The organism is Corynebacterium sp. CCM 9203, from assembly GCF_041357675.1.
Lineage (GTDB): Bacteria > Actinomycetota > Actinomycetes > Mycobacteriales > Mycobacteriaceae > Corynebacterium.
On sequence record NZ_JAUERY010000002.1, the window covers coordinates 703,456 to 730,035 of the forward strand.

24 protein-coding genes are annotated in these 26,580 nt (G+C 60.7%); 13 read left to right on the plus strand and 11 right to left on the minus strand.

What is annotated here, in order from left to right; translation table 11 throughout:
• Nucleotides 1-38 precede the first annotated feature (38 nt).
• The 3 genes from QWU44_RS06575 (at nt 39) to leuS (ending at nt 5,261) form a co-directional block, all read left to right on the plus strand.
• A complete protein-coding gene (locus tag QWU44_RS06575) occupies nt 39-1,289 on the plus strand; it encodes a dicarboxylate/amino acid:cation symporter (protein ID WP_370914864.1) in 1,251 nt (416 codons plus the stop codon).
• A 166-nt stretch (nt 1,290-1,455) separates the two neighbouring features.
• Entirely contained in the window at nt 1,456-2,295 is an 840-nt protein-coding gene (locus QWU44_RS06580; protein ID WP_370914865.1) for a hypothetical protein, read from the plus strand.
• 89 nt (nt 2,296-2,384) lie between these two features.
• Nucleotides 2,385-5,261, plus strand: a complete 2,877-nt coding sequence (gene leuS / locus QWU44_RS06585; protein WP_370914866.1) for a leucine--tRNA ligase — start codon at nt 2,385-2,387, stop codon at nt 5,259-5,261.
• A gap of 128 nt (nt 5,262-5,389) precedes the next feature.
• Here leuS and QWU44_RS06590 read toward each other — a convergent pair whose 3' ends face one another.
• The 7 genes from QWU44_RS06590 to QWU44_RS06620 form a co-directional block, all read right to left on the minus strand.
• A complete protein-coding gene (locus QWU44_RS06590; protein WP_370914867.1) occupies nt 5,390-6,316 on the minus strand; it encodes a hypothetical protein in 927 nt (308 codons plus the stop codon).
• Between the two features lie 323 nt (nt 6,317-6,639).
• On the minus strand, nt 6,640-7,638 hold the full coding sequence (locus QWU44_RS06595) for an ArsA family ATPase (RefSeq protein ID WP_370914868.1): 999 nt from the start codon (nt 7,636-7,638) through the stop codon (nt 6,640-6,642).
• A complete protein-coding gene (locus tag QWU44_RS06600) occupies nt 7,629-7,904 on the minus strand; it encodes a cory-CC-star protein (RefSeq protein ID WP_370914869.1) in 276 nt (91 codons plus the stop codon). The genes QWU44_RS06595 and QWU44_RS06600 overlap by 10 nt, the downstream gene beginning before the upstream one ends.
• Nucleotide 7,905: 1 nt before the next feature.
• The gene (locus QWU44_RS06605) at nt 7,906-9,630 is read right to left on the minus strand and encodes a carbon starvation protein A (RefSeq protein WP_370914870.1); all 1,725 of its coding nucleotides are present in this window, start codon (nt 9,628-9,630) and stop codon (nt 7,906-7,908) included.
• A 229-nt stretch (nt 9,631-9,859) separates the two neighbouring features.
• Nucleotides 9,860-10,675, minus strand: a complete 816-nt coding sequence (locus tag QWU44_RS06610; protein WP_370914871.1) for an Fpg/Nei family DNA glycosylase — start codon at nt 10,673-10,675, stop codon at nt 9,860-9,862.
• A 139-nt stretch (nt 10,676-10,814) separates the two neighbouring features.
• Complete coding sequence (locus QWU44_RS06615) at nt 10,815-11,087, minus strand: hypothetical protein (RefSeq protein ID WP_370914872.1); 273 nt, start codon at nt 11,085-11,087, stop codon at nt 10,815-10,817.
• A 17-nt stretch (nt 11,088-11,104) separates the two neighbouring features.
• Entirely contained in the window at nt 11,105-11,980 is an 876-nt protein-coding gene (locus QWU44_RS06620) for a siderophore-interacting protein (RefSeq protein WP_370914930.1), read from the minus strand.
• 123 nt (nt 11,981-12,103) lie between these two features.
• Here QWU44_RS06620 and QWU44_RS06625 point away from each other — a divergent pair, with 123 nt between their 5' ends.
• The gene (locus tag QWU44_RS06625) at nt 12,104-13,018 is read left to right on the plus strand and encodes a rhodanese-related sulfurtransferase (RefSeq protein ID WP_370914873.1); all 915 of its coding nucleotides are present in this window, start codon (nt 12,104-12,106) and stop codon (nt 13,016-13,018) included.
• Between the two features lie 86 nt (nt 13,019-13,104).
• Nucleotides 13,105-13,407: an antibiotic biosynthesis monooxygenase gene (locus QWU44_RS06630; RefSeq protein ID WP_370914874.1), complete on the plus strand. Its 303-nt coding sequence runs from the start codon at nt 13,105-13,107 to the stop codon at nt 13,405-13,407.
• A gap of 19 nt (nt 13,408-13,426) precedes the next feature.
• Here the strand turns inward: QWU44_RS06630 and QWU44_RS06635 are convergent, their stop codons facing one another.
• The 3 genes from QWU44_RS06635 to QWU44_RS06645 form a co-directional block, all read right to left on the minus strand.
• On the minus strand, nt 13,427-13,909 hold the full coding sequence (locus QWU44_RS06635) for a hypothetical protein (protein ID WP_370914875.1): 483 nt from the start codon (nt 13,907-13,909) through the stop codon (nt 13,427-13,429).
• A 91-nt stretch (nt 13,910-14,000) separates the two neighbouring features.
• Entirely contained in the window at nt 14,001-14,951 is a 951-nt protein-coding gene (locus QWU44_RS06640; RefSeq protein ID WP_370914876.1) for a universal stress protein, read from the minus strand.
• Between the two features lie 75 nt (nt 14,952-15,026).
• A complete protein-coding gene (locus QWU44_RS06645; protein WP_370914877.1) occupies nt 15,027-15,479 on the minus strand; it encodes a MarR family winged helix-turn-helix transcriptional regulator in 453 nt (150 codons plus the stop codon).
• Between the two features lie 255 nt (nt 15,480-15,734).
• On the opposite strand from QWU44_RS06645, the gene QWU44_RS06650 reads away from it, so the two are divergent.
• The 8 genes from QWU44_RS06650 (at nt 15,735) to dnaB (ending at nt 24,198) form a co-directional block, all read left to right on the plus strand.
• Nucleotides 15,735-16,094: a DUF5318 family protein gene (locus QWU44_RS06650; RefSeq protein ID WP_370914878.1), complete on the plus strand. Its 360-nt coding sequence runs from the start codon at nt 15,735-15,737 to the stop codon at nt 16,092-16,094.
• 136 nt (nt 16,095-16,230) lie between these two features.
• Nucleotides 16,231-18,318, plus strand: coding sequence for a transglycosylase domain-containing protein (locus QWU44_RS06655; RefSeq protein ID WP_370914931.1), 2,088 nt, complete (start codon nt 16,231-16,233; stop codon nt 18,316-18,318).
• Nucleotides 18,319-18,438: 120 nt separating this feature from the next.
• Entirely contained in the window at nt 18,439-19,989 is a 1,551-nt protein-coding gene (locus QWU44_RS06660) for a glycosyltransferase family 87 protein (protein WP_370914879.1), read from the plus strand.
• Nucleotides 19,982-20,200, plus strand: a complete 219-nt coding sequence (locus tag QWU44_RS06665; RefSeq protein ID WP_370914880.1) for a hypothetical protein — start codon at nt 19,982-19,984, stop codon at nt 20,198-20,200. The genes QWU44_RS06660 and QWU44_RS06665 overlap by 8 nt, the downstream gene beginning before the upstream one ends.
• Nucleotides 20,201-20,361: 161 nt before the next feature.
• Entirely contained in the window at nt 20,362-20,649 is a 288-nt protein-coding gene (gene rpsF, locus QWU44_RS06670; RefSeq protein WP_267174148.1) for a 30S ribosomal protein S6, read from the plus strand.
• A 105-nt stretch (nt 20,650-20,754) separates the two neighbouring features.
• Nucleotides 20,755-21,339 (plus strand): single-stranded DNA-binding protein, encoded by a 585-nt coding sequence (locus QWU44_RS06675; RefSeq protein ID WP_370914881.1) that lies wholly within the window; start codon nt 20,755-20,757, stop codon nt 21,337-21,339.
• A 133-nt stretch (nt 21,340-21,472) separates the two neighbouring features.
• On the plus strand, nt 21,473-21,925 hold the full coding sequence (gene rplI, locus QWU44_RS06680) for a 50S ribosomal protein L9 (protein WP_370914882.1): 453 nt from the start codon (nt 21,473-21,475) through the stop codon (nt 21,923-21,925).
• 782 nt (nt 21,926-22,707) lie between these two features.
• Entirely contained in the window at nt 22,708-24,198 is a 1,491-nt protein-coding gene (dnaB, locus tag QWU44_RS06685) for a replicative DNA helicase (RefSeq protein ID WP_370914883.1), read from the plus strand.
• Between the two features lie 79 nt (nt 24,199-24,277).
• Here the strand turns inward: dnaB and QWU44_RS06690 are convergent, their stop codons facing one another.
• Nucleotides 24,278-26,566: a heavy metal translocating P-type ATPase gene (locus QWU44_RS06690; RefSeq protein WP_370914884.1), complete on the minus strand. Its 2,289-nt coding sequence runs from the start codon at nt 26,564-26,566 to the stop codon at nt 24,278-24,280.
• Nucleotides 26,567-26,580 lie beyond the last annotated feature (14 nt).

A 26,580-nucleotide genomic window follows, 5' to 3' on the forward strand; every position in this document is an offset into this window, starting at 1 on the left:
TGCGGTGTACCGGAACTCCACCGACCTAGGTAGGGCACATGGACCTGAAAAAACTGTCTTCCTCACTGCTGTTCAAGATCGTTGTCGCGATTATTCTCGGCATCGTCTGCAGCTTCTTCTTCCCGGAGTCGCTCGCACGCGTCTTCGTAACCTTCAACGGACTGTTCGGAAGCTTCCTCGGATTCTTCATCCCGGTGTTGATCTTTGCACTGATCACACCGGCCATTGCAGGGCTTGGACGTGGTGCGGGCAAGTGGCTCGCGATCACCACCGGCATCGCCTACGGATCAACGGTGTTTGCGGGTCTGCTCGCGTTCGGGGCCTCGGCTCTGCTGTATCCGTCGTTGCTGCACCACCAGCCGATGGTAGAGGCGATGGATGTCGAAGAGGGTGCGTTGAGTGGCTACTTCAGCATCGACATGCCCGCACCGTTCGGGGTGATGACGGCGCTGCTGCTGGCCTTTACTCTCGGTGTAGCGATGACCGCGGTCAAGAGCGATACGCTCTACCATACGGTTCGCGATCTGGAACGCGTGATCATGCGCGTCATCGCCCGCTTCATCATTCCGCTTCTTCCGCTCTTCATCTTCGGTCTTTTCCTCTCGATGGGCATGAATGGCAACCTGACCTCCACACTGACGTCCTTCGGTACGGTTATCGTCATCGCGATTCTGATGACTTTCATCCTCCTGGTCGTCCAGTTCGCTATCGCGGGAGGAGTCTCGGGCCGGAATCCAGTGCGGTCCTTCCTGAACATGCTGCCCGCGTACGGTACGGCACTCGGTACCTCGTCGTCTGCGGCCACCATCCCCGTCACATACGCGTGCACCAAGCGTAACGGCGTCGCTCCGACGGTGGCAGGGTTCACGGTTCCACTGTGCGCAACCACTCACCTCTCGGGGTCCATGCTCAAGATCTCGTTGTTCGCCTTCGCCATCATGTACATGAACGACATGGAACTGACCTTTGCGATGGCGATCGGATTCATCCTGATGCTGGGCATCACAATGGTGGCCGCGCCGGGTGTCCCTGGTGGTGCGATCATGGCCGCAACCGGTCTCCTGGCCTCGATGCTTGGTTTCAATGACGATCAGGTCGCTTTGATGATCGCCGCCTACATCGCCATCGATTCCTTCGGCACGGCCTGCAACGTTACCGGTGACGGCGCGATTGCGATGGTGGTGAACAAACTAGCCAAGGGGCAGATCTCCCGTGCTGAACAGCAGGAGACCCTCGGCTACGAGGTCGACGTCATCGAAGAGGACGAGGAGCTCGACGCCAGGATCTAGGCATTCATCGACGTATGGCCCCTGCGCCCGGCCCGGTACCCGCAAGGCTCCGGACCGGGCTTTTCTTGTCGTGGGACACAGGTGTGTTGTGTCGTGGAACCATCAAAAACCATCATTCAGCGTTAATATCCATTGTCTTTATGGGTGGGGAGCTTAAAATGTGGCGGTGATGAAAACCCGAACACTATTAGTTACAGTGCTGGTGGCCGTCGGCACGCTCTTTACCGTTCCATCGGCTGGAGCTCTTACCGTCACGCCCTGGCTGGTTCCGGACCGCACCGAAATCACGGTACGTAACAGTGACGGCACGGTGTTCAGTGTCCGAGGAGACCGCACCGGCCCCGCACTCTCCCTCGCCAAGCTCTACCTCGCGTACGGCGTGCTCGCTGCCGGAGACCCTGTGGATCGGGATACCGTCACACACATGATTCGAACGTCCGACGACCTGGCGGCATCGCGGCTCTCCGCGAAGTATCCGACGGCAATCGCCGACACCATAAACCGTTTCGGACTGCGGCGGAGCCAAGCGGGTCCGAACTGGGGCTGGGGTACGACGACCACCGATGACGTCGTCCACTTCCTGACCGCCATCCGGAACGATCCGACAGCCTTGCCGATCATCGATGCCATGGCCGCCGCAACTCCGGTTGCCGCAGACGGGTATCCACAGAACTACGGTACAGCTACCCTTCCGGGGGCCTGGGCCACGAAGTTCGGCTGGTCCGATGACGGCACGATCAACGCCACCGGGACCTATGGCAACGGGTGGACAGCCGCCGCGCGCACCTATGGCCCACCTGCACAGCTCACCCGTGACGTTCACGCCGCAGTGGTTCCCGCGGACCCGGTTCCCCAACCCCCGACGGTGCCTGAGACCCCGGGCGTCGTCACCGGTGTACAGCTCAAGAATCAGATCCGCTGTGTGGATCCCCTGAACCTGCGGCATGTGATCCCAGACACCGTACGCATTCCGGCCATGCTTGCGGCGATACTCCCCCGTTGCTGAGCCGGTTTCCGGCGCCAATGGGTAGTCGATAGGTAGCCGGGTCGCGGCCTGTGCTGATCGACGTGCGGGACGGCTATAGACTGTGCTCTATGACTAAACCGAGCGAGACTCCCGCACACCGTTACACCGCGGAGCTGGCGGGCAGCATTGAACGCACCTGGCAGAACCACTGGCGTGAACACGGCACCTTCAACGCGCCGAACCCGGTCGGGGATCTCGCCCCGGCGGACGGCGCGGAGTTGCCGGAGGACAAGCTCTTCGTGCAGGACATGTTCCCCTTCCCCTCGGGTGCGGGGCTGCACGTCGGACACCCCCTCGGCTACATCGCCACCGACGTCTACGGCCGCTTCAACCGCATGCTCGGCAAGAACGTGTTGCACACCCTCGGATACGACGCCTTCGGGCTGCCCGCCGAGCAGTACGCGATCCAGACGGGAACCCACCCGCGGATCAAGACGCAGGAATCCATCGACAACATGGAACGCCAGCTCGGCCGCCTCGGCCTCGGTCACGACCGGCGGCGCGTGATCGCCACGACGGACACAGACTACTACCGTTGGACGCAGTGGATCTTCCTGCAGATCTTCAACTCCTTCTTCGATCCGGCGCAGCGTAAGGCCCGCCTGATCAGCGAGCTTATCCCGCTGCTCGAATCCGGCGAACTCCCCGTGCCCACTGAATTGGTGGAGAAGTTCGGTAGCTCCGACTTCGCCACCCTCGACCGTGTGCAGCGTGCTGAAGTCGTTGACGCCTACCGGCTGGTCTACCGCTCCAACTCCACCGTCAACTGGTGCCCCGGACTCGGCACAGTGCTGGCGAACGAGGAGGTCACCTCCGACGGTAAGTCCGAGCGCGGCAACTTCCCTGTCTTCCGCAAGAACCTCTCCCAGTGGATGATGCGGATCACCGCCTACTCGGATCGCCTCATCGATGATCTCGATCTTCTGGATTGGCCCGAGAAGGTCAAGTCGATGCAGCGCAACTGGATCGGCCGTTCTCGTGGAGCCGAGGTCACCTTCGACGCCGCCGGGCATCCCATCGACGTGTTCACCACCCGCCCCGACACCCTCTTCGGCGCCACCTACGTCGTGCTCGCACCCGAGCATGAGTTGGTCGATGTCCTCGTCGCCGAGGGCACCGGTACCTACGAGGGGATAGACGAGCGCTGGACCTACGGCCAGGCTTCACCCGCCGAGGCCGTCGCCGCATATCGTTCGGCCATCGCCGCGAAGTCGGACCTCGAGCGTCAGGAGAACAAGGAGAAGACCGGTGTGTTCACCGGCTTCTACGCCACGAACCCGGTCAATGGTGCGCAGGTTCCGGTGTTCATCGCGGACTATGTGCTCACCGGCTACGGGACCGGTGCGATCATGGCGGTTCCCGGCCACGACGACCGAGACCACGAGTTCGCTACCGTTTTTGGGCTGCCCATCCTGGAGGTCGTCTCCGGTGGTGACATCACCGAGGCCGCCTTCACCGGCGAAGGAACGGCCGTGAACTCTGCGAACGACAATGGTCTGGATATCAACGGCCTCGGGCTCGCGGCGGCCAAGGCGAAGACCATTGCCTGGCTTGAGGAGCAGGGTAGCGGCCGGGGCACGATCCAGTACAAGCTCCGTGACTGGCTCTTCGCCCGCCAGCGGTACTGGGGTGAACCCTTCCCCATCGTGTACGACGCAGACGGCGTCGCGCACGCCCTGCCCGAGTCGATGCTTCCCGTCGAGCTGCCCGAGGTGGATGACTACCGCCCGGTGTCCTTCGATCCGGAGGACGCGGACAGTGAGCCGCACCCGCCGCTCGCCAAGGCCGGCGATTGGGTTGAGGTCGAACTCGATCTCGGGGACGGGCCGAAAACCTACACCCGTGACACCAACGTCATGCCCCAGTGGGCGGGGTCGTCCTGGTATCAGCTCCGGTACATCGACCCGACGAATGCCGAGATATTCTGCTCGCCGGAGAACGAAGCCTACTGGACCGGACCGCGCCCAGCGGAACACGGTGCGCAGGACCCGGGTGGCGTCGATCTCTACGTCGGCGGGGTGGAGCATGCCGTGCTCCACCTGCTGTACTCCCGGTTCTGGCACAAGGTTCTGTTCGATCTCGGTCATGTCAGTTCGCTGGAACCCTACCGCCACCTGTTCAATCAGGGATACATCCAGGCTTACGCCTACACCGATGACCGTGGCGTCTACGTGCCCGCGGCCGAGGTTGAGGAGATCGACGGCGAGTTCTTCCACGGTGGTCAAAGGGTCAACCGGGAGTACGGAAAGATGGGCAAGTCGTTGAAGAACTCGGTTTCGCCGGACGAGATCTGCGACAACTACGGAGCGGACACACTGCGCGTCTACGAGATGGCGATGGGCCCGCTCGACGCTTCGCGGCCCTGGGCCACGAAGGACGTCATCGGTGCGCACCGATTCCTTCAGCGTCTGTGGCGTCTCGCAATAGACGAGAATACCGGTGCCGTGATCGTGACCGACGCGGAGCTCACCGATGATGACAATCGTGCCCTGCACCGCACCATCGCCGGAGTCCGGGAAGATTACGCCGAACTACGGGATAATACTGTGGTGGCCAAGCTCATCGAGTACGTCAACCATCTCACCAAGGCTTACCCATCATCGGGTACGCCGCGTGCCGCCGTGGAGCCCCTCGTGCAGATGGTCGCGCCCATCGCGCCGCACATCGCGGAGGAACTCTGGAAGCGTCTCGGGCACACCGATACCATCACCTACACGGACTTCCCCGCTTTCGTCGACAAGTGGCTCACCGATGACACCGTCGAACTCCCCGTTCAGGTCAACGGGAAGGTCCGGGGTCGGATCACCGTTCCCGTGGATGCAACGAAGGAGGAAATCATCGCCACCGCACAGGCAGAATCCAACGTGGCCGGGCACATCGAAGGAAAAACCGTGGTAAAGGAGATTGTTGTGCCCGGGCGACTGATCAACATCGTGGTGAAATAGCCCGCTGTACCATACGCACCATCTCAATCGCCGTCATCTGGGAGCTACGCATCACCCCGGATGACGGCGACTTTGTGGTGTGTGCTGCTGATCGTGCTTGTCCAGCAGTGGAAGGTGCCGTCGGTCCCTCACTCACCGCCGTCAAGGAGTGACGCGAACGTCCACTCGGAGTTGATGGAGTGTGCAAGGTATTCCATGAGTCGCCGCAGATACAGTTCCTCCGGGCCGTGGTCCGGTACCCGCTGCTCGATGACACTGAGAGCGACTGTGAGAGGGGTTCCCTCATCGAGTATCCGGTTGAGTGCGTGTCCGCGGTAAGCCGCGAAGAAGAAGTATGGGTCACAGCGGGTCAGATCAGTCAGCGTGGGCCACACTCGGGGATCAGCTAGGCGGGTGAGGAACTTGCTCGCCGTATCGGTTAGCCACGGTTGTGAGGTGGGGCTACCGGTGAAGAACAGGTCCAGTTTTCCCACCGGGTAGAAACTCAGGCACGGGTCCCAGCGAACCGTGTCACGGCAGGGAACGAGCGAGTCGAACAGTTCTCCGAACTGGAACGGTAACTCACCGTTGACCGCGACCTCCCACGGAATACCGAGTTCACCACGGCCCATGATGTAGGTTTCGCCGTTGATCCGGTAGTCCATGCTGCCCTCGTCGTTAAAAATCAACCAGAACAGTAGACGCTGTTCAAACAGGACCCCGGAGAGGGCGATACAGAAGAGCCGGAGCTGGTCAAGCGCGCAATGTGTACGGGGTGCATGAAGTGCGGTCACTCCGGTGGCGGCATCGGTCGCAAGCAGTTCCTCGACGGCCCACAGATGCAAGAGTGCCTCTTCGAGGCAGGTCACGGGAACGTGGTGTCCAGTTGTTGCAAGAGTCAGTGCCGCCTCACCACGCTCCGAACGGGCAGGCATTGAGGCGAGTTCCGCACGATCAAGTACCGGCCAGTTCTCCAACGGGTCCCTGCCGGTCGAGAAAAGCTGCATCGCGCCGTGGAAGGTCGGGCCGGAGGTGAACTCCAACATCCAGTCGATGTCACGGGGAACGATGATCACGGTGGTTTTCATCCTTGGTTCGGGCCGGTCCGGGGGGATCGACTGGGGCTGGCTGGTTTGTCGATCATTGTTAAGCGCATCTGATCACAGTGAGAGAGGTCACCCACGTCTCTGCCTAAAATTAGCTCAACCTTCCCTAAGTTCCAAGGCCTTGAATGGTTTGCGTTGGAAATTGTCAGGTGGCGCTCGATTCCATAGGTCGCTTGATGGTCCATGGCGGAGAGCGCACCGCGGTGTACTGTTTCCGGACACCGCTCAGGTAAGCCAGGTCAGGTAGGCCGGGATTTCGGAACAACAAACGGGGAACTCCATCATCCGGCTGGTTACAGTCGGCGACCGATCTCCTCCAGCGCTGACCGTGATGCCGCTTCCCCGGGAAGCAGCGGGAGCTCAATGATCGGGAGCCCTGTCAAATGGGAATGTAGTTGACGGATGAATTCCTCCTCCAGAGTTGCACGCGCGGCGAGGAACTCTCCCTGATCCCGTGGCGAGCGCCGATTGACAACCCCGGCCGCGACATCCACTCCGGTTCTGGTGAGCTCTGTGCACAGCTCGACCGTCTCCAGCACCGGCATGCGTTCCGCGGTGAGCACGATGATGAAGGTGCAGGTGTCCGGGGCGGTGAGGATTCGCCGGAAACGGTCGAAGAGGCTGCGACGCTGCTCCAGGATCGCACGTAGTCGTTCATTGCGGAGACGGACGGGATCCGTCTCGGTGCCGGTTGAGCCTTGTCCCCCGATGAGGTCACGTTCGCGCCGGCTTTCTCGCCCCAGAGCGTCGGCTGCTTCGGCGAGTTTCTCGGCCTTTGCCCGGCGACCCAAGAGCCCGTCCGTCCAGGCTGCCATCATCTCCGGTAGTGCCATGAGCCGCGCCGTGTGTCCGGACGGCGCTGTGTCGATGATGACGTGGTCCCACTCACCAACAGCTTCGTCCACGATCCGGGCGATGCGTTCCAAGATCGCAGCCTCGTGTGTTCCGGGGGAGTTCGCGGACAATTTGAGGTGTCTGGACACCTCGGAGTGGAGATGTCGGGGCATCATCCTGTGCATAGTGTCCTCGACGCGGGCGAGGTGAGCTGAGGTCGTGGCGGCGGGATCAATCTCCACGGCGGATAGGCGGGTGTCGAGTTCCGTCACGGCATCTCCGATGCGGATGCCCCAGAGATGCCCGAGATTGTGTGCGGGATCTGTGGAAACGAGCAGTACACGTCGCCCGTGTCGGGCGAGAGCCATTGCGGTCGCTGAGGCCAGTGTGGTTTTACCCACCCCGCCCTTTCCTCCGAAGAACACCACGCGGCGGGTATCAATGAGGTTCAGCAGCATGACAATCCCTCGACGGGTGAATGTTCCATGCCCATACGTCGGTGCCATTCATGGAAACGGTCGTACATGACGGGTAGGAGTTCGAGGGTGTGATAGCTGGCGGGGTTGGGGACACCGAGTGCCTCGCTCATGACGAGCATCATGAACAGATCATCTTCGTCTCGGGCCGCGCGCTGGAGCGATACCCGGTACGGCCCGGCATAGAATTCGGCCAAGCCGTCGGCCAGCGCACGGCTGCGGGCGTGCAGGTCGGCGAACCAGCCCACGTCAGTGGACTTTCGCGTGAGCGTCGGGTTCGTCCCGGACCTCGGTTGCTTCATCGAATTCGGCGTCGGTCACCGGTGGAGTCTGCAGGGCGGTCCGCATTGCGCGGATGGACTCGACGACTACCCAGACCGCGGCGACCAGGATGATGAGGTCGAGGATGAGCAGCATCCAGTTTCCGGCTGTGTAGAACGCACCGAGTTGGATGACCAACGCCCAGACGGAGACCACCATGACGAACACCATCGGGACGAGTACCACCTTGTAGGGCCGTCGCAGCCGGATCAGGATAATGCAAATAATCGACATGGTCAGGGATGCCATGAGCTGATTCGTCGTGCCGAACAAGGGCCAGATGGCGAGCCCACCTGAGCCGTCGCCACCGGAGGAGAATGTGAGGCCGAGTGCGACGACGAGGACGATGATGGTGGCGACAATGTTGGTCAGCTTCACACCGAGGTGATCACCGATCTCCTGAACGACGAGACGCTGAAGTCGGACGCCCGTGTCCATCGTCGTGGCGGCGAAGAGCACCGCCATCGTTGCGAGGATTGTGGCCGAAAGGCCGGTGGGTAGTCCGAGCCCGGCATTGATGATCCCGGACCCGCCCTCCACGAATGCGCTGACACTGCCCTGTCCGAATGCGGAGTAGACCTCACGCCACTGGGTGATCGTCTGGTAACCGGCGCAGGTGGCGATGATCGCGCCGAGGGCGAGCAGGCCCTCCCCGACCGCGCCGAAGTATCCGACGAAACGCTCGTCGGTCTCTTTGTCGATCTGCTTGGATGAGGTCCCGGATGAGACCATGCCGTGGAATCCGGAGATTGCGCCGCAGGCGATGGTGACAAACAGCAGTGGGATCATGGAGGGGGTGGCCTCGGGTAGCGCTGTATTGAATGTGGGGGCGACGATGGTCGGGAGGGACAGTGCCACCGATCCGTAGAGGATGATGAGTCCGACGAACAGTTGCAGTCCGTTGATGTAGTCACGGGGCTGGAGCAGCACCCACACCGGCAGAAGAGAGGCGATACCGGCGTACAGGAAGAGCACCACTATCCAGAAGCCATTCGGATTCAGGCCGAGGATACTCTCCGGGAGGACGATGGGAATCGAGTTACCGATGAGCATCAGGGCGTAGAGGGTGACGACACCGACGAGGGAAACCAGTGGGAGGCTCCACTTCAGGCGGTAGATGGCCTGACCGATGAGGAGTGCGACGATGATCGCACCCCAGGTGGGGATGACGGCGGTGGGTGTGGTGACCAGTAGTTTCGCGATGACCACGGCGAATGCCGCGTTGACCATCAGCAGAAGAAGGAAGATGATCACCAGGAAGAGATTCCGTCCCCGTGGACCGATGTACTTTCCGGACAGGGTACCGATGGTTTGGCCGCGGTGCCTGCCGGATGCCCACAGGGCTCCGAGATCGTGCATCCCGGCGATGAAGACGGTGCCGATGGTCACCCAGAGGAATGCGGGTACCCAGCCCCAGATCACCGCGATAGCTGGTCCGACGATAGGTGCGGCGCCCGCGACGGACGTGAAGTGGTGTCCCCAGAGCACATATTTGTTAGTGGGGACATAGTCGATGCCGTCCTCCATGGTGTGTGCCGGGGTGCGGAAGGAAGCGTTGAGTTTGTAGATCCGTGAGCCGAGGTACCTGGAGTAGAGAAAGTACCCCCCGAGCATCATGGCGACGCCGATGATGGCGAGGAAGAGTGCGTTCATGGCGGTGGAGGTCTTTCCGTTTCGGTGCCGGTGCATCCGAGAGATGATTGTCCGGCGGCGATGTGAGGGAGAACATGATCTGGCTATTTAGTGCATTAGATCACATGTTCAGTAGTGGGTACAGGTTTTGGCGGCAAAAACCATAGAAGGGGGTGCCTTCGGCGATCATCCAAACGCGGGGAATCTCTACGGGATACGTGATGGTCCCGGCGTATGGCCAGGGATTGTTTTAGGTGCCCGCCTGGCATTCGGGGCACCAGAACAGGTTGCGGCCATCCAGTACCGTCGTCGCTACGGGAGTGGCGCAGATGTGGCACGGTTGTCCGGTACGGCGGTAGACGTAGACCTCTCCCCCGTGGTCATCCTTCCGGGGTTCCCGGTGCATCGCCTCCGGGGTGTGTTCGGGTCGTACGGTATCGATCCGGCCTTCCCGGACTCCGTCGGCCATGAGTAGGACGAGGTCCGTCCAGATGGCGTCGAACTCACTGCGGTCCAGAATTTTTCCCGGTGTGCGGGGATCAATGCCGAGTCGAAACAACACCTCGGCCCGGTAGATGTTGCCCACGCCCGCGAACAATGTCTGATCCATCATGAGTGTTCCGATGGATTTCTTCGAACGATGGACCCGTGTCCAGATGGATCCGGGGTCGGCGTCGGCTCTCAGGGGGTCGGCTCCGAGTTTGGCGACGGCTGCGTCGCGTTCGGTGTCGGTGATCAACCGGCACCATTGCGGCCCACGGAGGTCAGCGGCGGTTGTTCCGTCGGTGATGCGGAGGCGGACCTGGCCCTTCGGGGCGGCGTGAGGGGCGAAACTCAGTCCGCCGATAAGTCCGAGGTGAATGTGGATGATGTGCTCGGGGTCATCGGTGTCCACGTCAATGAAGAGTTGTTTGCCCCATGCCTCGGCATAGGTGAGCCGGTGGCCGGTGATCCGTTTCGCCTCGGTGGCGAACCGTCCCTGGGGTGATGAGAATGAGAGTTCCCGATCGCTGAACGTGGTGTTGATGCGATCGGCGAGGCGATGGATGACGTGACCTTCGGGCATGACTTTCCGGTGTTTGGGGACGTGTACTGGTCGTCTGCTGCCGGGGAGCTGGGAAGAAAAACCCGGTTAAAAAATTGACTTCATCAATAATATTTTTATCTCATCTTAGAACTTGAAAAGATTTACAGGAACCCGTTTTTCAGTGTCTCCGCGTCATGTGCTGATCCGCGATGACACACACGACCAGGGCGCATACGCCGACAACCACCCCTGCGATGATCAGGCCCCGTACCAGTATCCACAGTGAAAGTAGGAAAAACACTGCTGCGATGAGCCACAGTACCGACCGAAGATGTGGACTCGCTGGAAGTAGTGGATGCGCGGTGGGGCTCCGAAATTCGGCGACCCCCCGGTATCCGGCCAAGAGTGTCCCACTCGCGAGAATGACCACGGGCAACAGCATGGAGTCCATACGGTGACCCTACCGAATCAGCTCCGCTCCTTACCCAGTCTCCAGTATCCGGAGAAGAAGATCGACCTACGGTCCATACCGAGATCCTTGGTCAGGTGCCTCCGGAGCGATGTTGCGATGGATTGCTCTCCGCAGATCCATGCATAAGAGAGTTCTCCGACGGCCACGGGTAGCCCGGATATAGCGGCTACACCTGCCGTGGGAGCCTCGGCGAGGGGGGTGGTCAGGCGGGTGTAGGAGCCGACACCTGAGAGTATGTCTTCCAGTCCGGGGGCCAGGAGGTCGTCGGATTCGGCGATGACGATGACGTGGGTCCGGGTGCGCCCATCTTCGTCAAGTGATTCGACGATGGCGGACAGGGCGGGCACAGCGGTGGCATCGGCGATGAGTAGCTGTGGAAGTACGTTCTCCCGGTAGGTGGCGGAGAGGAAACGTACCCCGACCTCATCCCCGGCCACCGAGTTGAGGGCCCATGCGGATCCGGGTCCGGAAGCCCCGTGCGTGACGATGTCGATGACCATCTCCCCGTCCTCGGGGTGGAGCTCGCGGATGGTGTAATAGCGCATGTTGGGGCGCACATCCTCGTTCATTTCGGCGATTGCAGCCCGCGGATTCAGGATGGAGGCATCCGGCATGGTGAGCCGCTTCCCCTCCGGGGGCATGATGAGGGCCACGTATTCGTCAGGGCCTGCACTGCTGATTCCCTTGAATCCGGCGGCTCGGAGGGTGATGCGGCGCAACTGTGGCGCGAGTTCCGTGTTCGATGTGACGGTGGCCCGTACGAGTTCCTCGCGGATATTCCGGTTTGTAGGCATGGCCATGGTGCGTCCCATCACCGCTGACAGTGCCTTGAGCGTGGTTCGGTAGATGATGTTTTTCAACGACATAGACATATCTGTCACGACCTTTCCTGTGGATCAGCAAGATCTCCGGTTAGCCAAGGCTAACTGACTCATCCGAAAAAGTGCAGTGGGTGTGCAGGAAAATTTTTCCGCCGGAGGATAGACTGCCTGATCGTGGCCATCAGCAAGATACTTCTCTACTACCGCTTCACTCCGCTTTCTGATCCAACGGCGGTGATGCTGTGGCAGCGCACCCTGTGCGAATCACTCGAGCTCACCGGTCGGATCCTCATCTCCCGACACGGGATCAACGGAACGGTTGGGGGTGAGCTGGATTCGGTCAAGCGTTACATCCGGGCGACACGTTCCTATCCCGGATTCCGTGACATGGAGTTCAAGTTCTCCGAAGGATCGGCCGCCGATTTCCCTCGTCTGAGTGTGAAGGTTCGGGAGGAACTGGTTGCGTTCGGGGCTCCGGAGGACATCGACGTGGACGAGGATGGAATCATCGGTGGTGGGGTGCACCTGAAACCCGAAGAGGTCAATCAACTCGTTGCGGCCAGGGGTGACGATGTCGTGTTCTTCGATGGGCGTAATGCTATGGAGGCAGGGATCGGTAGATTCCGGGGAGCGGTGATTCCGGATGTGGAGACGACCCATGACTTCATCTCGGAAATCGAGTCCGGGAAATACGATGATCTCAAGGACCGGCCGGTGGTCACCTACTGCACCGGTGGTGTGCGTTGCGAGGTGTTGAGTGCACTTCTCCTGAAACGCGGTTTCCGTGAGGTCTATCAGCTCGACGGTGGGATAGTCCGGTATGGGGAGACTTTCGGAAATGAGGGTCTGTGGGAGGGATCGCTCTACGTCTTCGACCGTCGTATGCATCTGGAGTTCGGGGATGCCACAGACCACAACTTCGTGCAGATCGGGCATTGCGTCCATTGTGCTGCGGGAACCAACACCTACCGGAACTGCGTGAATGGTGCGTGTCGTCGCCTGGTTCTGATCTGTGATGACTGCGCGGATACGACGGTTGGTTCCCATTGCCTGGACTGTCGCCCGTCGGTGCCTGTCGATGTTGCCTGAATCCGGCTCTGCATAGTCGGTTGAGGTTGTCGCGGCGGCGGTTCTTCCTGGCTGCGGTCTGGGCCTTCCGGGAGTAGGTTGGGGGTATGAGCATCGTGAAGATCAACGCAATCACCGTCCCTGAAGGACAGGGGGGCGAACTGGAAAAGCGCTTCGAGGCCCGGAAGCATGTGGTCGACGAGTCACCTGGCTTCGAGGGCTTCCAGCTCCTGCGCCCTATCGCTGGTGAGGAACGCTATTTCGTGGTGACCCGTTGGGCGGACGAGGAATCTTATGTTGCATGGCGCGACGGTGATGCACGTAAGGCGCATTCCGGCGAGAAGAAGCAATCGGTGGCGACAGGGGCTGAGCTTCTCGAATTCGAGATTGCCCTCGAAGCCACCCCCTAGGGTCTCCCCCGAGGAGATTCTAGGAGGAACCGATGACGGCCATTGTCCCCACCCCGGTGATCCATGCGAGGGAGAAGAGCATGAGAGGCCAGAGGGCGGCGAGCCAGGGGCGCCAGCGTTCGTAGCGCGCCCAGCGCCGGTAGGTGATGTAGGCGGCGCCGAAGGTTCCACCCAGCGTTACCAGACCCGGTATAACCGGGAAGAGGATCTCGTAGGTGCGGGAGCAGATCCAGATTGACGTTCCCGCGTCACAGAGTGGGCCTCCGTGGGCGCGTGAAATCATCGCGATGACGAATGCGGTGAGAAACGTCAGTGGAGGTACCGCGAGCGCGAACACGATGGCCTGCCGTGTCGAGGAATTGTTGCGTTCCAGTCGCAGCAGGGGATCAGCCTCATAGTCCAAATCAGAGGCGCCGCGTCGGGGGGCACTGTCGAGCACGGGGTCGAGGTGGATACGCCTGTTCTGCTCGCCGTCGCCTCCCCCGGTTCCGGTGTCGCTCACTTGTTATTCCAGCCTTCCACGTTTCAGCGAAGTTCCTCGGTCCTTTATGACGATAGCCGGGGTTGAGTCTCCTCGGCGTGCTGGGTGGAGTTCATCGGCCGTGTGCAGGTTGAATGATCGCGGGTACCCGGGAATGTCTGAGGATCTCATTCGTGTTGGAACCTATGAAGACCCGTTCGAGGGATCCCAAGTGCTCCGATCCGAGATAGAGCAGATCACCCTTCCTCCACTTCACCGACTCCACAGCGCCGGACCACCCCCAACCGGATCCTATTTCGGTATCGACGGTAATCTCCGGGTGCCGGTCCAGGGCTGCATCCCGAGCCTGGTCAAGTACCGCGAGGGTGTGTTCCCGCCACTCCACCAGGATCTCCGATTCCAGATCGATGGTGCTTTTCACGGGAGAATCGGCGATGCCCTCGGGTGCGAAGGAGACAATGCGTAATGGTACGGCCCAACGGGATGCCAGGTCGGCGGCGTCGGTGAGAAAGCTGCGGTCATTCTCGGAGTCGATGAATGCACAGTTGATTCGTGTCACTCCGCGCCTTGAGAGTTTCGGGGAGCGTGGAGTGAGCCCGAGGGGACGTGGAGATGAGTGCAGAAGAGCGTCGGCAGTTGACCCGGCCATGAATCGGCGCTTGGGTGCCGAACCGTGAGAGCCGAGGAGAATCACATCAGCCCGGAACTCCTCGGCGGCCTGGGTCAGGATCGAGGTCTCCGAAGGACCTTCGGCGAAGACGGACACCGTCTTATCCCACATGGAGGCGGGTAGCTCAGCAGCGGTCAGGGCCTTGCGGACGCGGGATTCACAGGCGGACGCCTCTTTCTTGCGCCACTTCTTGTATTTGCCGCCCAGCCGACTGAGGGAAGACGACGGCCATGGTCGGGTGAACGCGGTGACCGCCCGTACCTGGATAGGTGTGGTCCGTGCCAGCCAGGCAGCGAACTCCACTGCTTCAGTACCGGAGGCGTCTGGCCGCCAGGCAACGAGAACCCGCATCGGCGAAGGGGTTTCCCCCGACGCGGTGTTCTTCTTTGGCATTCGTTCGGTCGGTCCTCTACCTCGGGTCACGGTGCCGCCGCGGGAAGGCGGCCGCTCATCCGTCGACGGTGATTATCAGGCGTTCTTCTGGTCGGCGGAATAGCGCTCGGCCAGTTCCTTGATGACGGGAATGATTTGCTCGGCAATCTCAAGTTTCTCAGTGCTTAGGGAAGAGAGCATGTCGGCGAGGTATGTGGTGCGCTCATCCCCGACCCGTTTGAGTTCGCTGCGTCCCAGTTCAGTGAGCTGGACCCGGACGCCGCGCCGGTCACTCGTGTCACGGATGCGCTCCACCATGCCGCGGTGCTCAAGCTGATGCAGTGCGTTTGACGCGGTGGGCATCCGGATACCCTCCTGACGGGCCACCTCACTGATGCGGGACGCTCCGTGTTCAGCGAGCCGTGTCAGAATGGTTAGCTGAGGACCTGTGAGATCGGATTGCTCTGCCATGCGGAAGTAGGTTACGTAGAGTTTCGTCATGGCAGGCCGAATTTGTGCGGCGATGTCCATCGGGGTTGCGGCAGTCATATTCCCAATCTTAACTGCTTTTGCTGATGGTAGCGTAATTGTCATTTAGCACGGATACGCTGCGTCGTCGGTGCGGAGTTAATGTGGGCGTAATGTTTGCTTTGTTCGGGCTTCACTAGCCGGTCGAGTGCTCTGTTCAACCGCGTTCAACCGCGAAAGTAACGGTGTTGGGAGGTGTCCATTTTTCGGGTCTCGACTGGTTCCACCTACCGTCCCGTCCGATGGGGCATCGTTGAACGCGGATAGACTGGCACCGTGGTCAATTATTCCGGTGAGGTCAGTCATCAGTGGGCGCGCCGTCGTCTCTTGGCTGACTGGCGTGCGGGACGGGTGTCCCGCGATTCCGTGTGTGACGCGGATTTCCGGCTTCTCGCAGCGTCACGTTTTCACGGTCAGCCCGTGGATCGTCCCTGTCCGATCTGTGCCGCCGATGATCTCCGGATCGTCCTGTGGATATTTGGTGAGTCATTGGGGAAGATGTCATCTAGTGCCCGGAGTGTGGAGGAGATCGAGCGTTTCGCTGATGCAGGTCGGGAATTCACCGTGCACACCGTCGAGGTCTGCCCCGACTGTAGCTGGAATTACCTACTCAGTGCCCGGGAGGTGGGCCCCTGAACCAACTACCTCATGCATGTGAAGTGAACAGAAACAATCCGATGGAGTGGACACAAAGGTGACAAGTAACAACCGGTTGGACAACAACGACGAGGACGAGGTGGATACACCGCCCCGGTCCCCCCGTCGACGCCGGATCGTCTGGTCCCTGGCGATCGCGTTCGCGCTGTTCATCGCCGTCCCCGTGGTGGCGGTCGTGACGGCCTACATACTGGCGGATGTCCCGGAGCCTGAAGAGCTGGTGAACAAGCAGGTCTCGAATATCTACGCCTCGGACTCCACCACCGAGCTCGCCCGTATCGTCCCGCCCGAAGGCAACCGTGAGCAGGTGAATCTGGATGCGATCCCGGAGTCGTTGCGGGGCGCGGTACTCGCCGCCGAGGATCGGGAGTTCTACACGAACCCGGGCTTCTCCGTGAGTGGTTTCGCCCGGGCGATTAAAGGGCAGATCACCGGAGATGATTCCGCGGGTGGTGGCTCGACCATCACGCAGCAGTACGTGAAGAACGCGGTCGTTGGTAATGAGCGTTCCTACGAGCGGAAGCTCAAGGAACTCGTCATCAGTGCGAAGATGGCGAATGAGTGGTCGAAGGACGATGTGCTCGGTGCTTACCTGAACACCATTTATTTCGGTCGTAACTCCTACGGTGTCGCGGCTGCTTCCGAAGCCTACTTCGGAAAGCCTCTCGCAGAACTCACACCCGCCGAGTCTGCGGTGTTGGCGGCCTCCATCCAACGCCCGAGTCAGCTTGATCCGTGGACGAATCGAGAAGAGGCTGAACAACGGTGGAACTATGTTCTGGACGGAATGGTGGCCACCGGATACCTCTCTCCGGAGGAGCGGGACGCCACCGAGTACCCCGAGGTCGTTGACCCGGCTCTGAACCAGGCTTATGTTGAAGCCACCGGAGCCAACGGGCTGATCAAGAACCAGGTGGTGGCGGAGCTCGAACAGATCGGTATCACACAGGAGGACCTGGATACCCGGGGCCTGCGGATCACCACCACAATCGATATCCGGAACCAAAATGCGGTCGTCGATAACGTGAATCGGCTTTTCGAGGGAGAGGACGAGAAACTACGTTCAGCGGTGGTCTCCATTGAACCGTCCAACGGTGCCGTTCGTGCCTATTACGGTGGTGACGATGCGGCGGGATGGGACTACGCCAATGCCCCCATCCAGACCGGCTCAACATTCAAGATCTACGGCCTGGCTGCCGCGCTTCAACAAGGCATTCCACTGACCACTATGTATTCCTCAGCCCCCGTCGTGACCGGTAACGTGACCGTCACCAACGTCAGTGGGAACGACTGCGGTTACTGCACCATCGCTGAGGCGCTCAAGCGCAGCCACAACACCAGCTTTATCCGCCTGGAACAGGATCTGGCCAATGGGTCCCAGGATGTCGCCGACATGGCCCATGCGCTGGGCATGGCCCGATCACTACCTGGGTTCCCTGCGACCCTGACCGAGAACGGCGGACAGCCCTATGAGGGCATCATTCTCGGACAGTACGAGTCCCGGCCCTTCGATCAGGCGATCGCTTTGGCAACACTCGCGGACGAAGGGGTCTGGCATGCCCCCTACTTCGTGGAGAAGGTTGAAACCTCGAACAACGAGGTTCTTTACGAACACACCGCCACCACAGGTCAACGTCGGGTGGCCGCCAATGTCGCGAACAATGTGATGAGTGCGATGGCCCCTATCGCAGCCTGGTCGAACCAGAACCAGCTTGCCGGGGGACGGACCTCTGCGGCGAAGACTGGCACAACCCAGTTGGGTGACACCGGCTTCAACAAGGATGCCTGGATGATCGGGGCCACGCCACAGCTCGCGACAGTGGTCTGGGTCGGTACTGTGGATAACAGTCCGCTGCGTAACTACTGGGGCGGAAACATGTATGGCGCCGGGTTGCCTGCGCAGATCTGGAAGGCGACCATGGATACGGCGCTGGAAGGCAAGCCCCTCGAACAGTTCCCGGATCCTCAACCCCTCGGTTTCAACAACGCTCCGGCGCCGCAATACGTACCTCCGGTACGGAACACAACCCGGTCGGTCCCGACACCGCAGTCTGACACCGCTAATACCGGTTCAGAGGACGGCGGCGAGGCCGATGGAGCCGATGAAGCAAGTGTCCCTGTGATCCCCATCGAGCCGACTCCCGCCCCACCGGAAGAAGTGGAGATCTTTCCCGGCGTCACTGTCCCGAACATCTTCAACTGATTTGCCCCGGGCACCGGGCCTCCGGTGCCCGGGTTGCTCCGATCTGCGGGATTTCGGCGTCAGAGCCGGGGCAGAGTAATCCCGACCCATGAACAGAATCGAATGCCAGGTATCAGGACGATGAGTACACACCCGGATCCCCGACCGTTGACAAATACAGTCCGTGATCTGGAGCGGCGACAACCCGGCCGCGACGAGCCACTGGCCCGGGACATAACGGTATTTCTCGGTGGCCCGATGGGACGCTTCAGCGCTCCGGGAACCTCCCGGGTGATCACTCCGCTCCGGGTGTTGCTCTGCGTGGCATTGGTGTTCCTTGCGCTCGGATGGCTCTCCAAAGCAAACTGCCTCGGCGGGACGGTCGGATCGGACGGCGTGGTCAGCCTCGACTGGTCCGGTAGCAGACAGTATTTGTCGGCCTGTTATAGCGATATCGTGCCTCTCTACGGAAACAATGGTCTGTCCGGAGGCCACTTCCCGTACAAGTACTCGTGGACTGACCCGGATGGAACCACCCGCTACATGGAGTATCCGGTGCTTGCGGGGCTATTTCAGTGGGGAATGGCTGGACTCACCCGGCTGCTGGTTCCGGTCATCGCCGCAACCGGGCTCGCGGTCCCATCTGCGGCGATTTACTTCTCTCTCACGGCGATGGTTCTGTCGCTCTTCTGGATTCTGGCCATCCGGTGGACGGTCATCCTCACCGGTAACCGTGTCTGGGATACGGTTCTGGTGGCGGCCTCACCACTGGTGATCGCACACGCCTTCACCAATTACGACATTCTTGCTGTCGCTGTGGCCGTGGGGGCACTGCTCGCCGCCGCCCGGTGCAAACCCGGGCTGGCCGGAGTCCTGATCGGTCTGGGGACGGCGGTGAAACTCTGGCCTTTGTTCCTGCTTGGGGCGTATCTGGTTCTCGCGCTGCGGAACCGCACGATTCGTCCGTTCCTGGTCATGCTCGGGACTTCCACCGTGGTGTGGTTGTTGGTCAATCTTCCGGTGATGCTGGCTTTCCGGGCGGGATGGCTGGAGTTTTTCCGCCTCAATTCGGAACGGGTCGCGGACTGGGACAGTGTCTACGCCCTCATCGAACGCCAGACCGGATGGGCGGGTTGGGATCACGGTGCCACCCCACCTGTCATCCTGAATACCGTGTCGACGATTCTTTTCATCGGGGCGTGTGTCCTTATCGGTGTGCTCGGTCTGCGGGCGCGTCGGACACCCAGGGTCGCTGAATTGGTATTCCTCATCGTCGGAGCATTTCTTCTGTTCAATAAGGTGTGGAGTCCCCAGTACTCCCTCTGGCTGGTCCCACTCGCCGTTCTGGCGCTTCCCCGCTGGCGACTCCTCGCCGCGTGGATGCTGTCTGAGGTATTGGTCTGGCCGGTGAGGATGTGGTTCATGGCGGGTGATGACGCACTCGGTGCCCCCGCAGAGCTCTTCAACATCGCCCTCATCATCCGCGGGTTCTTCGTGGTCGTGATCATGGTCCTTGTGGTTCGTCAGATGCTCGGGTTGAGCGAGGATGCGGTACTCGCGGCCCATCACGGTGAGGATCCGCTCGCGGGCAACTTTGATGGCCCGCGAAGCGCTGATCCGGGCGAACTGCAGAGAGCAGTGGGCTCGGATCAATACGCGGTGACGGATGCCGGTGGCGGAAAGGATGCGTGATCTTGTGGGAAACACCGTGGTCTTCATCACTATGACGAGTGTGTTTATCGGTTTTCTCCTGTTTGGCGGCTCCTACGCAAGCTTCAGCTACCGGCGGAACCCGAAGTTGACCTGGACCTTGTTCACCATCGCCATTTTCTTTATCACCGTTGTGCCAACGGTGATCGCGATCTTTTGGGCCACATTGTTCGCCGGAAATGGAACGGGCTAGTTGTGCCCGGTAATGGGAACGGAGCTTTTTCGAGATTTCTGGTTCACGGGGCAGGTGCGCCTGGTGTACGCTGGTGGGGTTGCTGACGCAACGAACCCTCCTGCCACACCACAAGGGTGTGGCCGATCCAAAACACTAGACCACAGGAGGTGATGAGGTCCGTGCGTCAATACGAACTCATGATCATTCTCGACCCCTCCCAGGATGAGCGCACTGTCGCTCCGTCCCTGGATAAGTTCCTCGAGGTTGTCCGCAAGGAAAACGGCACCGTGGAAAAGGTTGACATCTGGGGCAAGCGTCGCTTGCAGTACCCGATCAACAAGAAGGAAGAGGGCATCTACGCCGTCATCGAGCTCACATGTGAGCCGGCGACAGTGCAGGAGCTCGACCGTCTGCTGAACCTGAATGACAGCATCCTGCGCACCAAGGTGCTGCGGGCAGACCGTTAAACAGGGACACTGGTAGGGAGAACTTTTCCCGTACACAGTCCCCGCCACTGGTGGCGGGCGGTGAACCCCCAGTACACGAGTCATAAAGGAAGGTCGTTTCAAGGTATGGCACAGGGAGATACAAACATCACTGTGGTCGGCAATCTCGTCGCTGACCCGGAGCTCCGGTTCACCCCTTCGGGGGCGGCCGTAGCCAATTTCCGGATCGCCTCGACTCCGCGTCGTTTCGATGCGGAGTCGAAGCAGTGGGTGGATGGTGAAGCCCTGTTCCTTACCTGCAACGTCTGGCGCCAGGCCGCTGAAAATGTCGCGGAGTCCCTGAGCAAGGGAATGCGTGTCATGGTCACAGGTCGGCTCCGCCAGCGCTCCTATGAAACCCGCGAGGGCGAGAAGCGCAGTGTCTTCGAGGTTGAGGTCGACGATGTCGGTCCCTCCCTGAAGTATGCGACGGCCCAGGTGGCGCGCATCCCCAGGGGTGGCGGCCAGGGTGGCGGCAACTTCGGTGGCGGCGGTAACGCTGTTGCCGGGAACTTCAGCGGCGGTAACGCCGGTGGCGGTTTCGGTGGCGGCCAGAGTGCCGGTGGTTTCGGCGGTGGCAACGCCAACCGTGCCCCTGACAATGACCCGTGGAACAGTGCCCCACAATCCGGTGGTTTCGGTGGTTCAACCGATGACGAGCCTCCGTTCTGATTGGATCCCCTTTTCGGGCTCGAACAGAACGACAGGTACGTCCCAGCATCAATCATCCACATTATTCCCGCTCGTCGGGGTGCCACGCAGGTGGCGTCCGACCTGGCGGGGAGCAGAACGAAAGGCAGGGATCATGAAGCTGATCCTCACCGCCGCCGTTGACAATCTCGGTGTCCCCGGGGACATCGTCGAGGTCAAGGCCGGCTACGGACGTAACTTCTTGCTTCCGCGTGGCTACGCCATCGTTGCGAACCGCAACGCGGAAAAGCAGATCCAGGATATTCAGCGTGCCCAGAAGGCCCGCGAGATCCGCGATACCGACCACGCTCGCGAGGTCAAGGAACAGCTCGAGCAGCTCACCGGTGTCTCCATCGCAGTGCGCACCTCCGACAAGGGTAAGCTTTTCGGCTCCGTCACCGTAGACGACATCGTCGATGCAGTGAAGAAGGCCGGTGGCCCGACCCTGGACAAGCACAATGTCAAGTTGGCTAAGGGAACGGTCAAGTCGACCGGTTCCTACCAGGTTGATGTGAAGCTGCACGGTGACGTCACCGCGCCGATTAACTTTGAGGTCGTCTCCGCCTAAGAAAGGTGGCAAGACGGCGGTCGGCACGTTGTGCCGACCCAACGACAACAGCAGCCGCGGCCCCCGTAGCTCCCTCCCCAGACGTACTGAACTGCGTCCATGGGGTCGGTGAGACGGGGGCCGTGGTCTTTTCCGGTTTGAACCGGTCCGGTGAGGCGCTTGGGTGAGATATCGCAGGGGTTGCGTGGAGTGCTCTGTGTTGGTTCGCTCACCCTTTTGACACGGTTGTGAAAAGGGGAGTCAAATTGTGGATAACTTTCTCCGGGATTGACGCAACACGACGCCCTGACCGGCGTAAACCTGCCTAACTCTCCGCACCATGTGCTGTCAAACCGGCTGGTGAGGGGTAGTTATCCACGACTTACTGATAGTTACTAACAGCCTATTTTGCAGGGTTGACCTGCGGGTTCATCTCATTTTCGGGAAAAATTCGGCGGTTTGTCCACAAGTTATACACAGGCATGCTGGAGAATCCCCAGCACAGAACACACCTTTCCCTAGGTCTGTGCACAACCCTTGTGGATAACGTCCCTTTTTCTTTTCCGCTGGGGAGACCCGGGCACGCTCCTCTGAATGACGGGATCTGGTTTTTCTCCCCTACTGTGGATCTGTGGCTGTGACAGCCCGCGGTGGTTCGGGCGGTACTGTTGTGCCAGACCAGTATCGGTGCGGGCATACCCGGATTGAGATCGCTGGCTTCCGTGGAGCCGCGTGCTCGTCTGAGCGGCTTCCGGTCCAGGCGAAGGAACAGATAGATTTTCAGACAGCGAAAGGTACCCGTAGTGACCTCCGGTTTCAGTGACACCAGTTTCGATGACGATTACCTTCCCCCGGAGGAGCCACCGGTCGAGGATGGGGCCGGGCAGATTCACCCACCCTCTGACCGGTTGCGGGGGAACAGGCCCCAGTTCCGCTCGGAATCTGGGGATGCCGCCGAAAAGAAGTTCGGCAGGGTTCCACCGCACCATCTGGAGGCAGAACGGAGTGTGCTGGGTGCCATGCTGCTCTCCACTGGAGCGGTCACCGACATCGTGGAGGAACTCACTCCCGATGATTTCTACCGTCCCGCGCACCAGATCATCTATTCGGTGATCCTGGACCTCTTCAGTGAACAGAAGGAAATCGACCCGATCATCGTCTCAGGTCGACTGGACCGACAGGGTGATCTCGACCGGGTAGGTGGTGCCCCATACCTGCACACGCTCATCTCTTCGGTGCCGACCGCCGCGAATGCGCGCTACTACGCGGAGATTGTCGCAGAGAAGGCCCTGTTGCGGCGTCTCGTTGATGCGGGGACCCGGGTCGTCCAGCTTGGCTACGAAGGCACCGAGAGCGCAGAGGTCGACACGGTACTTGACCTGGCGCAGCAGGAGGTCTTCGCCATTGCGCAACGTAAGACGACGACGGACTACGCGGCACTGTCAGAGGTACTTGACCCGACAATGGAGGAACTCGAGGAGTTTGCGAATCACGGTGGGGCGGCTGCCGGTATCTCCACGGGTTTCATCGACCTGGATGAACTGACGAATGGTCTGCACGGGGGTCAGATGATCATCGTGGCAGCCCGCCCCGGTGTGGGTAAATCAACATTGGCGTTGGATTTCATGCGTTCCTGTTCAGTGAAGCAAGGAAAGGCCTCGGTGATTTTCTCCCTCGAGATGTCGAAATCCGAGATCGTCATGCGCCTCCTGTCCGCGGAGACGGAGATCAAGCTGACGGATATGCGTGCGGGGACGATGACCGATGACCAGTGGGCTCGATTGGCTGAACGTGTCGGGAAGATCGCGGACGCTCCCCTGTTTATCGACGATTCCGCGAATCTGACGATGATGGAGATCCGATCCAAGGCACGTCAGTTGAAGCAGCGGCATGATCTACAGATGATCGTGGTCGATTATCTTCAGTTGATGAGTTCGGGAAAGAAGGTCGAGTCCCGTCAACAGGAGGTCAGTGAGTTTTCCCGGCAGCTCAAGCTTCTGGCGAAGGAACTCGATGTGCCGTTGATCGCCATCTCCCAGTTGAACCGTGGACCGGAATCCCGGACTGATAAGAAGCCGCAGCTCGCTGATCTCCGTGAGTCCGGTTCGCTGGAGCAGGACGCGGACATGGTCATGTTGTTGTACCGCCCCGATTCTCAGGACAGGGAGGATCCCCGGGCGGGCGAGGCGGACATCATCATGGCAAAGCACCGCGGTGGTCCGATCGGTACGATTGCCGTAGCCCATCAGTTGCATTACTCGCGTTTCCGGGACCTTGCCCGAGGTATGGGGTAGGACACGGTTCTCCGTGCAGAATGCAGCCGTCGGAACCGCAACCGGGAGAGATGCGACAGGCGCTGCCTCTCCCGGCATGTCAGTGGAATGTGCGTAGCCGAAGGGAATTGGTTACAACGAATACCGAAGACAGTGCCATCGCCGCACCGGCGAGCATTGGATTGAGCCAGCCGAGGGCCGCGACAGGAATCAGAATGATGTTGTAGCCGAACGCCCAGAAGAGATTGCCGTGGATCGTGCGCAGGGTGGCACGCGAGAGCCGGATCGCATCGGACACACCGTCCAATCCGTCCCGCATGAGTGTGATGTCGCCGGCTTCGATGGCGACATCGGTGCCGGTTCCCATCGATAGTCCGAGGTCCGCTTGTGCGAGCGCCGCAGCATCGTTGACACCGTCACCGGCCATGGCAACGATGCGCCCCTCTCCCTGCAGGCGCCGCACCTCGTTGACCTTGCCTTCTGGGAGCACTCCGGCGAAGACATTGTCCGGAGAGATACCGACTTCACGGGCGACTGTGGTTGCGGCACCGTGGTTATCTCCGGTGAGCAGAACAGGGGTCAGCCCGAGGTTCTTCAGTGAGCTGATGGCAGTGGCCGATGTGTCACGGACCCTGTCCCGGACGATCAGGACGGCAGTGGGTGCATTGTCGATGTGGAGAACCACCGGGGTGGCTCCGTCGGATTGGGCCTTCATCACCGCTGACGCGAGCTCCTCGGGGAGGCTGCCATCGGGGCGGAGAACCGCGACATGCCGGCCATCCACGATTGCGCTGACCCCACTGCCGGCGTGGGAGGTGAAGGCGGTGAACTCTGGGAGCGTGCCGCCGGATGTTGTGTCGAGTGCTGCGGTGACGATGGCACGTCCGACGGGATGTTCACTCCCCTGCTCCACGGATCCGGCAAGCCGCAGCACCTCGCTCCGGTCATATCCTGTGATGGCGTTGACACCGGAGAGGGTCATCGCTCCGGTAGTGACGGTTCCGGTCTTGTCCAGGACTATGGTGTCGACACGCTGGGTGGATTCGAGAACCTCCGGCCCCTTGATCAGCAGTCCCATCTGGGCACCTCGACCGGTGCCCACGAGTAATGCCGTCGGAGTCGCCAGACCGAGAGCACAGGGACAGGCGATGATGAGAACTGCCACAGCAGCGGTGAACGCTGCTGCGGTGGTAGACCCGAGAATGAGATGAGCGGTGAGTGTCACCAGTGAAATGACCATGACGACGGGTACGAACACCTGGGAGACACGGTCAACGAGACGTTGAACAGGGGCTTTACGGGATTGTGCGTCGGTGACCAGTCGACCTATCCGTGCGAGTGTCGTTTCTCCACCGACCCGGGTCGCACGGACCACGAGTCGTCCCGAGTTGTTCACCGTGGCCCCTGTCACCGTGTCACCGGTGCCGACATCCACCGGGATGGATTCGCCCGTAAGCATGGACTCGTCGACGGAGCTTGTTCCTGAGACCACCACTCCGTCTGTGGCTACTGTCTCCCCCGGGCGAACCACGAACGTGTCGCCCACCACGAGCCGTTCGACCGGGACCTGTCGTTCATGGCCGTCGACGAGAAGGGTTGCTTCCTTTGCACCGAGTGTCAATAGCGCCCGGAGTGCCTGTGAGGAACGGCCTTTGGCACGGGCCTCGAACCAGCGGCCCAGAAGCAGAAACACAATGACCATTGCTGCAGTGTCGAGATAGATCTCGTTCAGTGCGGCTCCACCGCTGGCCAGGAGGTGGAAGTGCATCGTCATCCCCGGTCGGCCGGCATCGCCGACGGTAAGTGCGACGACTGACCATGCCAGTGCTGCGGTGGTGCCCATACTGACAAGAGTGTCCATAGTGAAGGCACCATGGCGGAGGTTCGTCACCGCCGCCCGGTGGAACGGCCAACCACCCCAGAAGAACACGGGGAAAGTGAGTACGAGAGCCGCCCACTGCCAGTAGTCGAATTGCAGAGGGGGAATCATGGACAGCAGCATGACCGGCAGGCCGCAGGCTGCCGACAGAATGAGTCGGTGTCGGAGATCGGTGATCTCCCGCGCGCGTGCCTGATCGCCGTCATCGACTGGGGCTTCCGATCCGTCGTGCCCGCATACATCGGCCCCGGAATGGGTGACGATGGTGGCTCCATAACCCGTCTTCTCGACAACGACCACCAGCTCCTCGGGGGAGATGATCCCGGGATCGTAGTCGACGGAGGCTGTCTCCGTGGCGAAATTCACGGTGGCGCGTACCCCGTCGAGCCGGTTGAGTTTTCGTTCCACCCTGCCGGAACAGGAGGTGCAGGTCATGCCTGTGACGGCGAGATCGGTGTGGGCTGTCTCGCCAGAGATGGAGGGACCGGTGACTCCGGTCGGATTGTTCATTGATGCTCCTGATC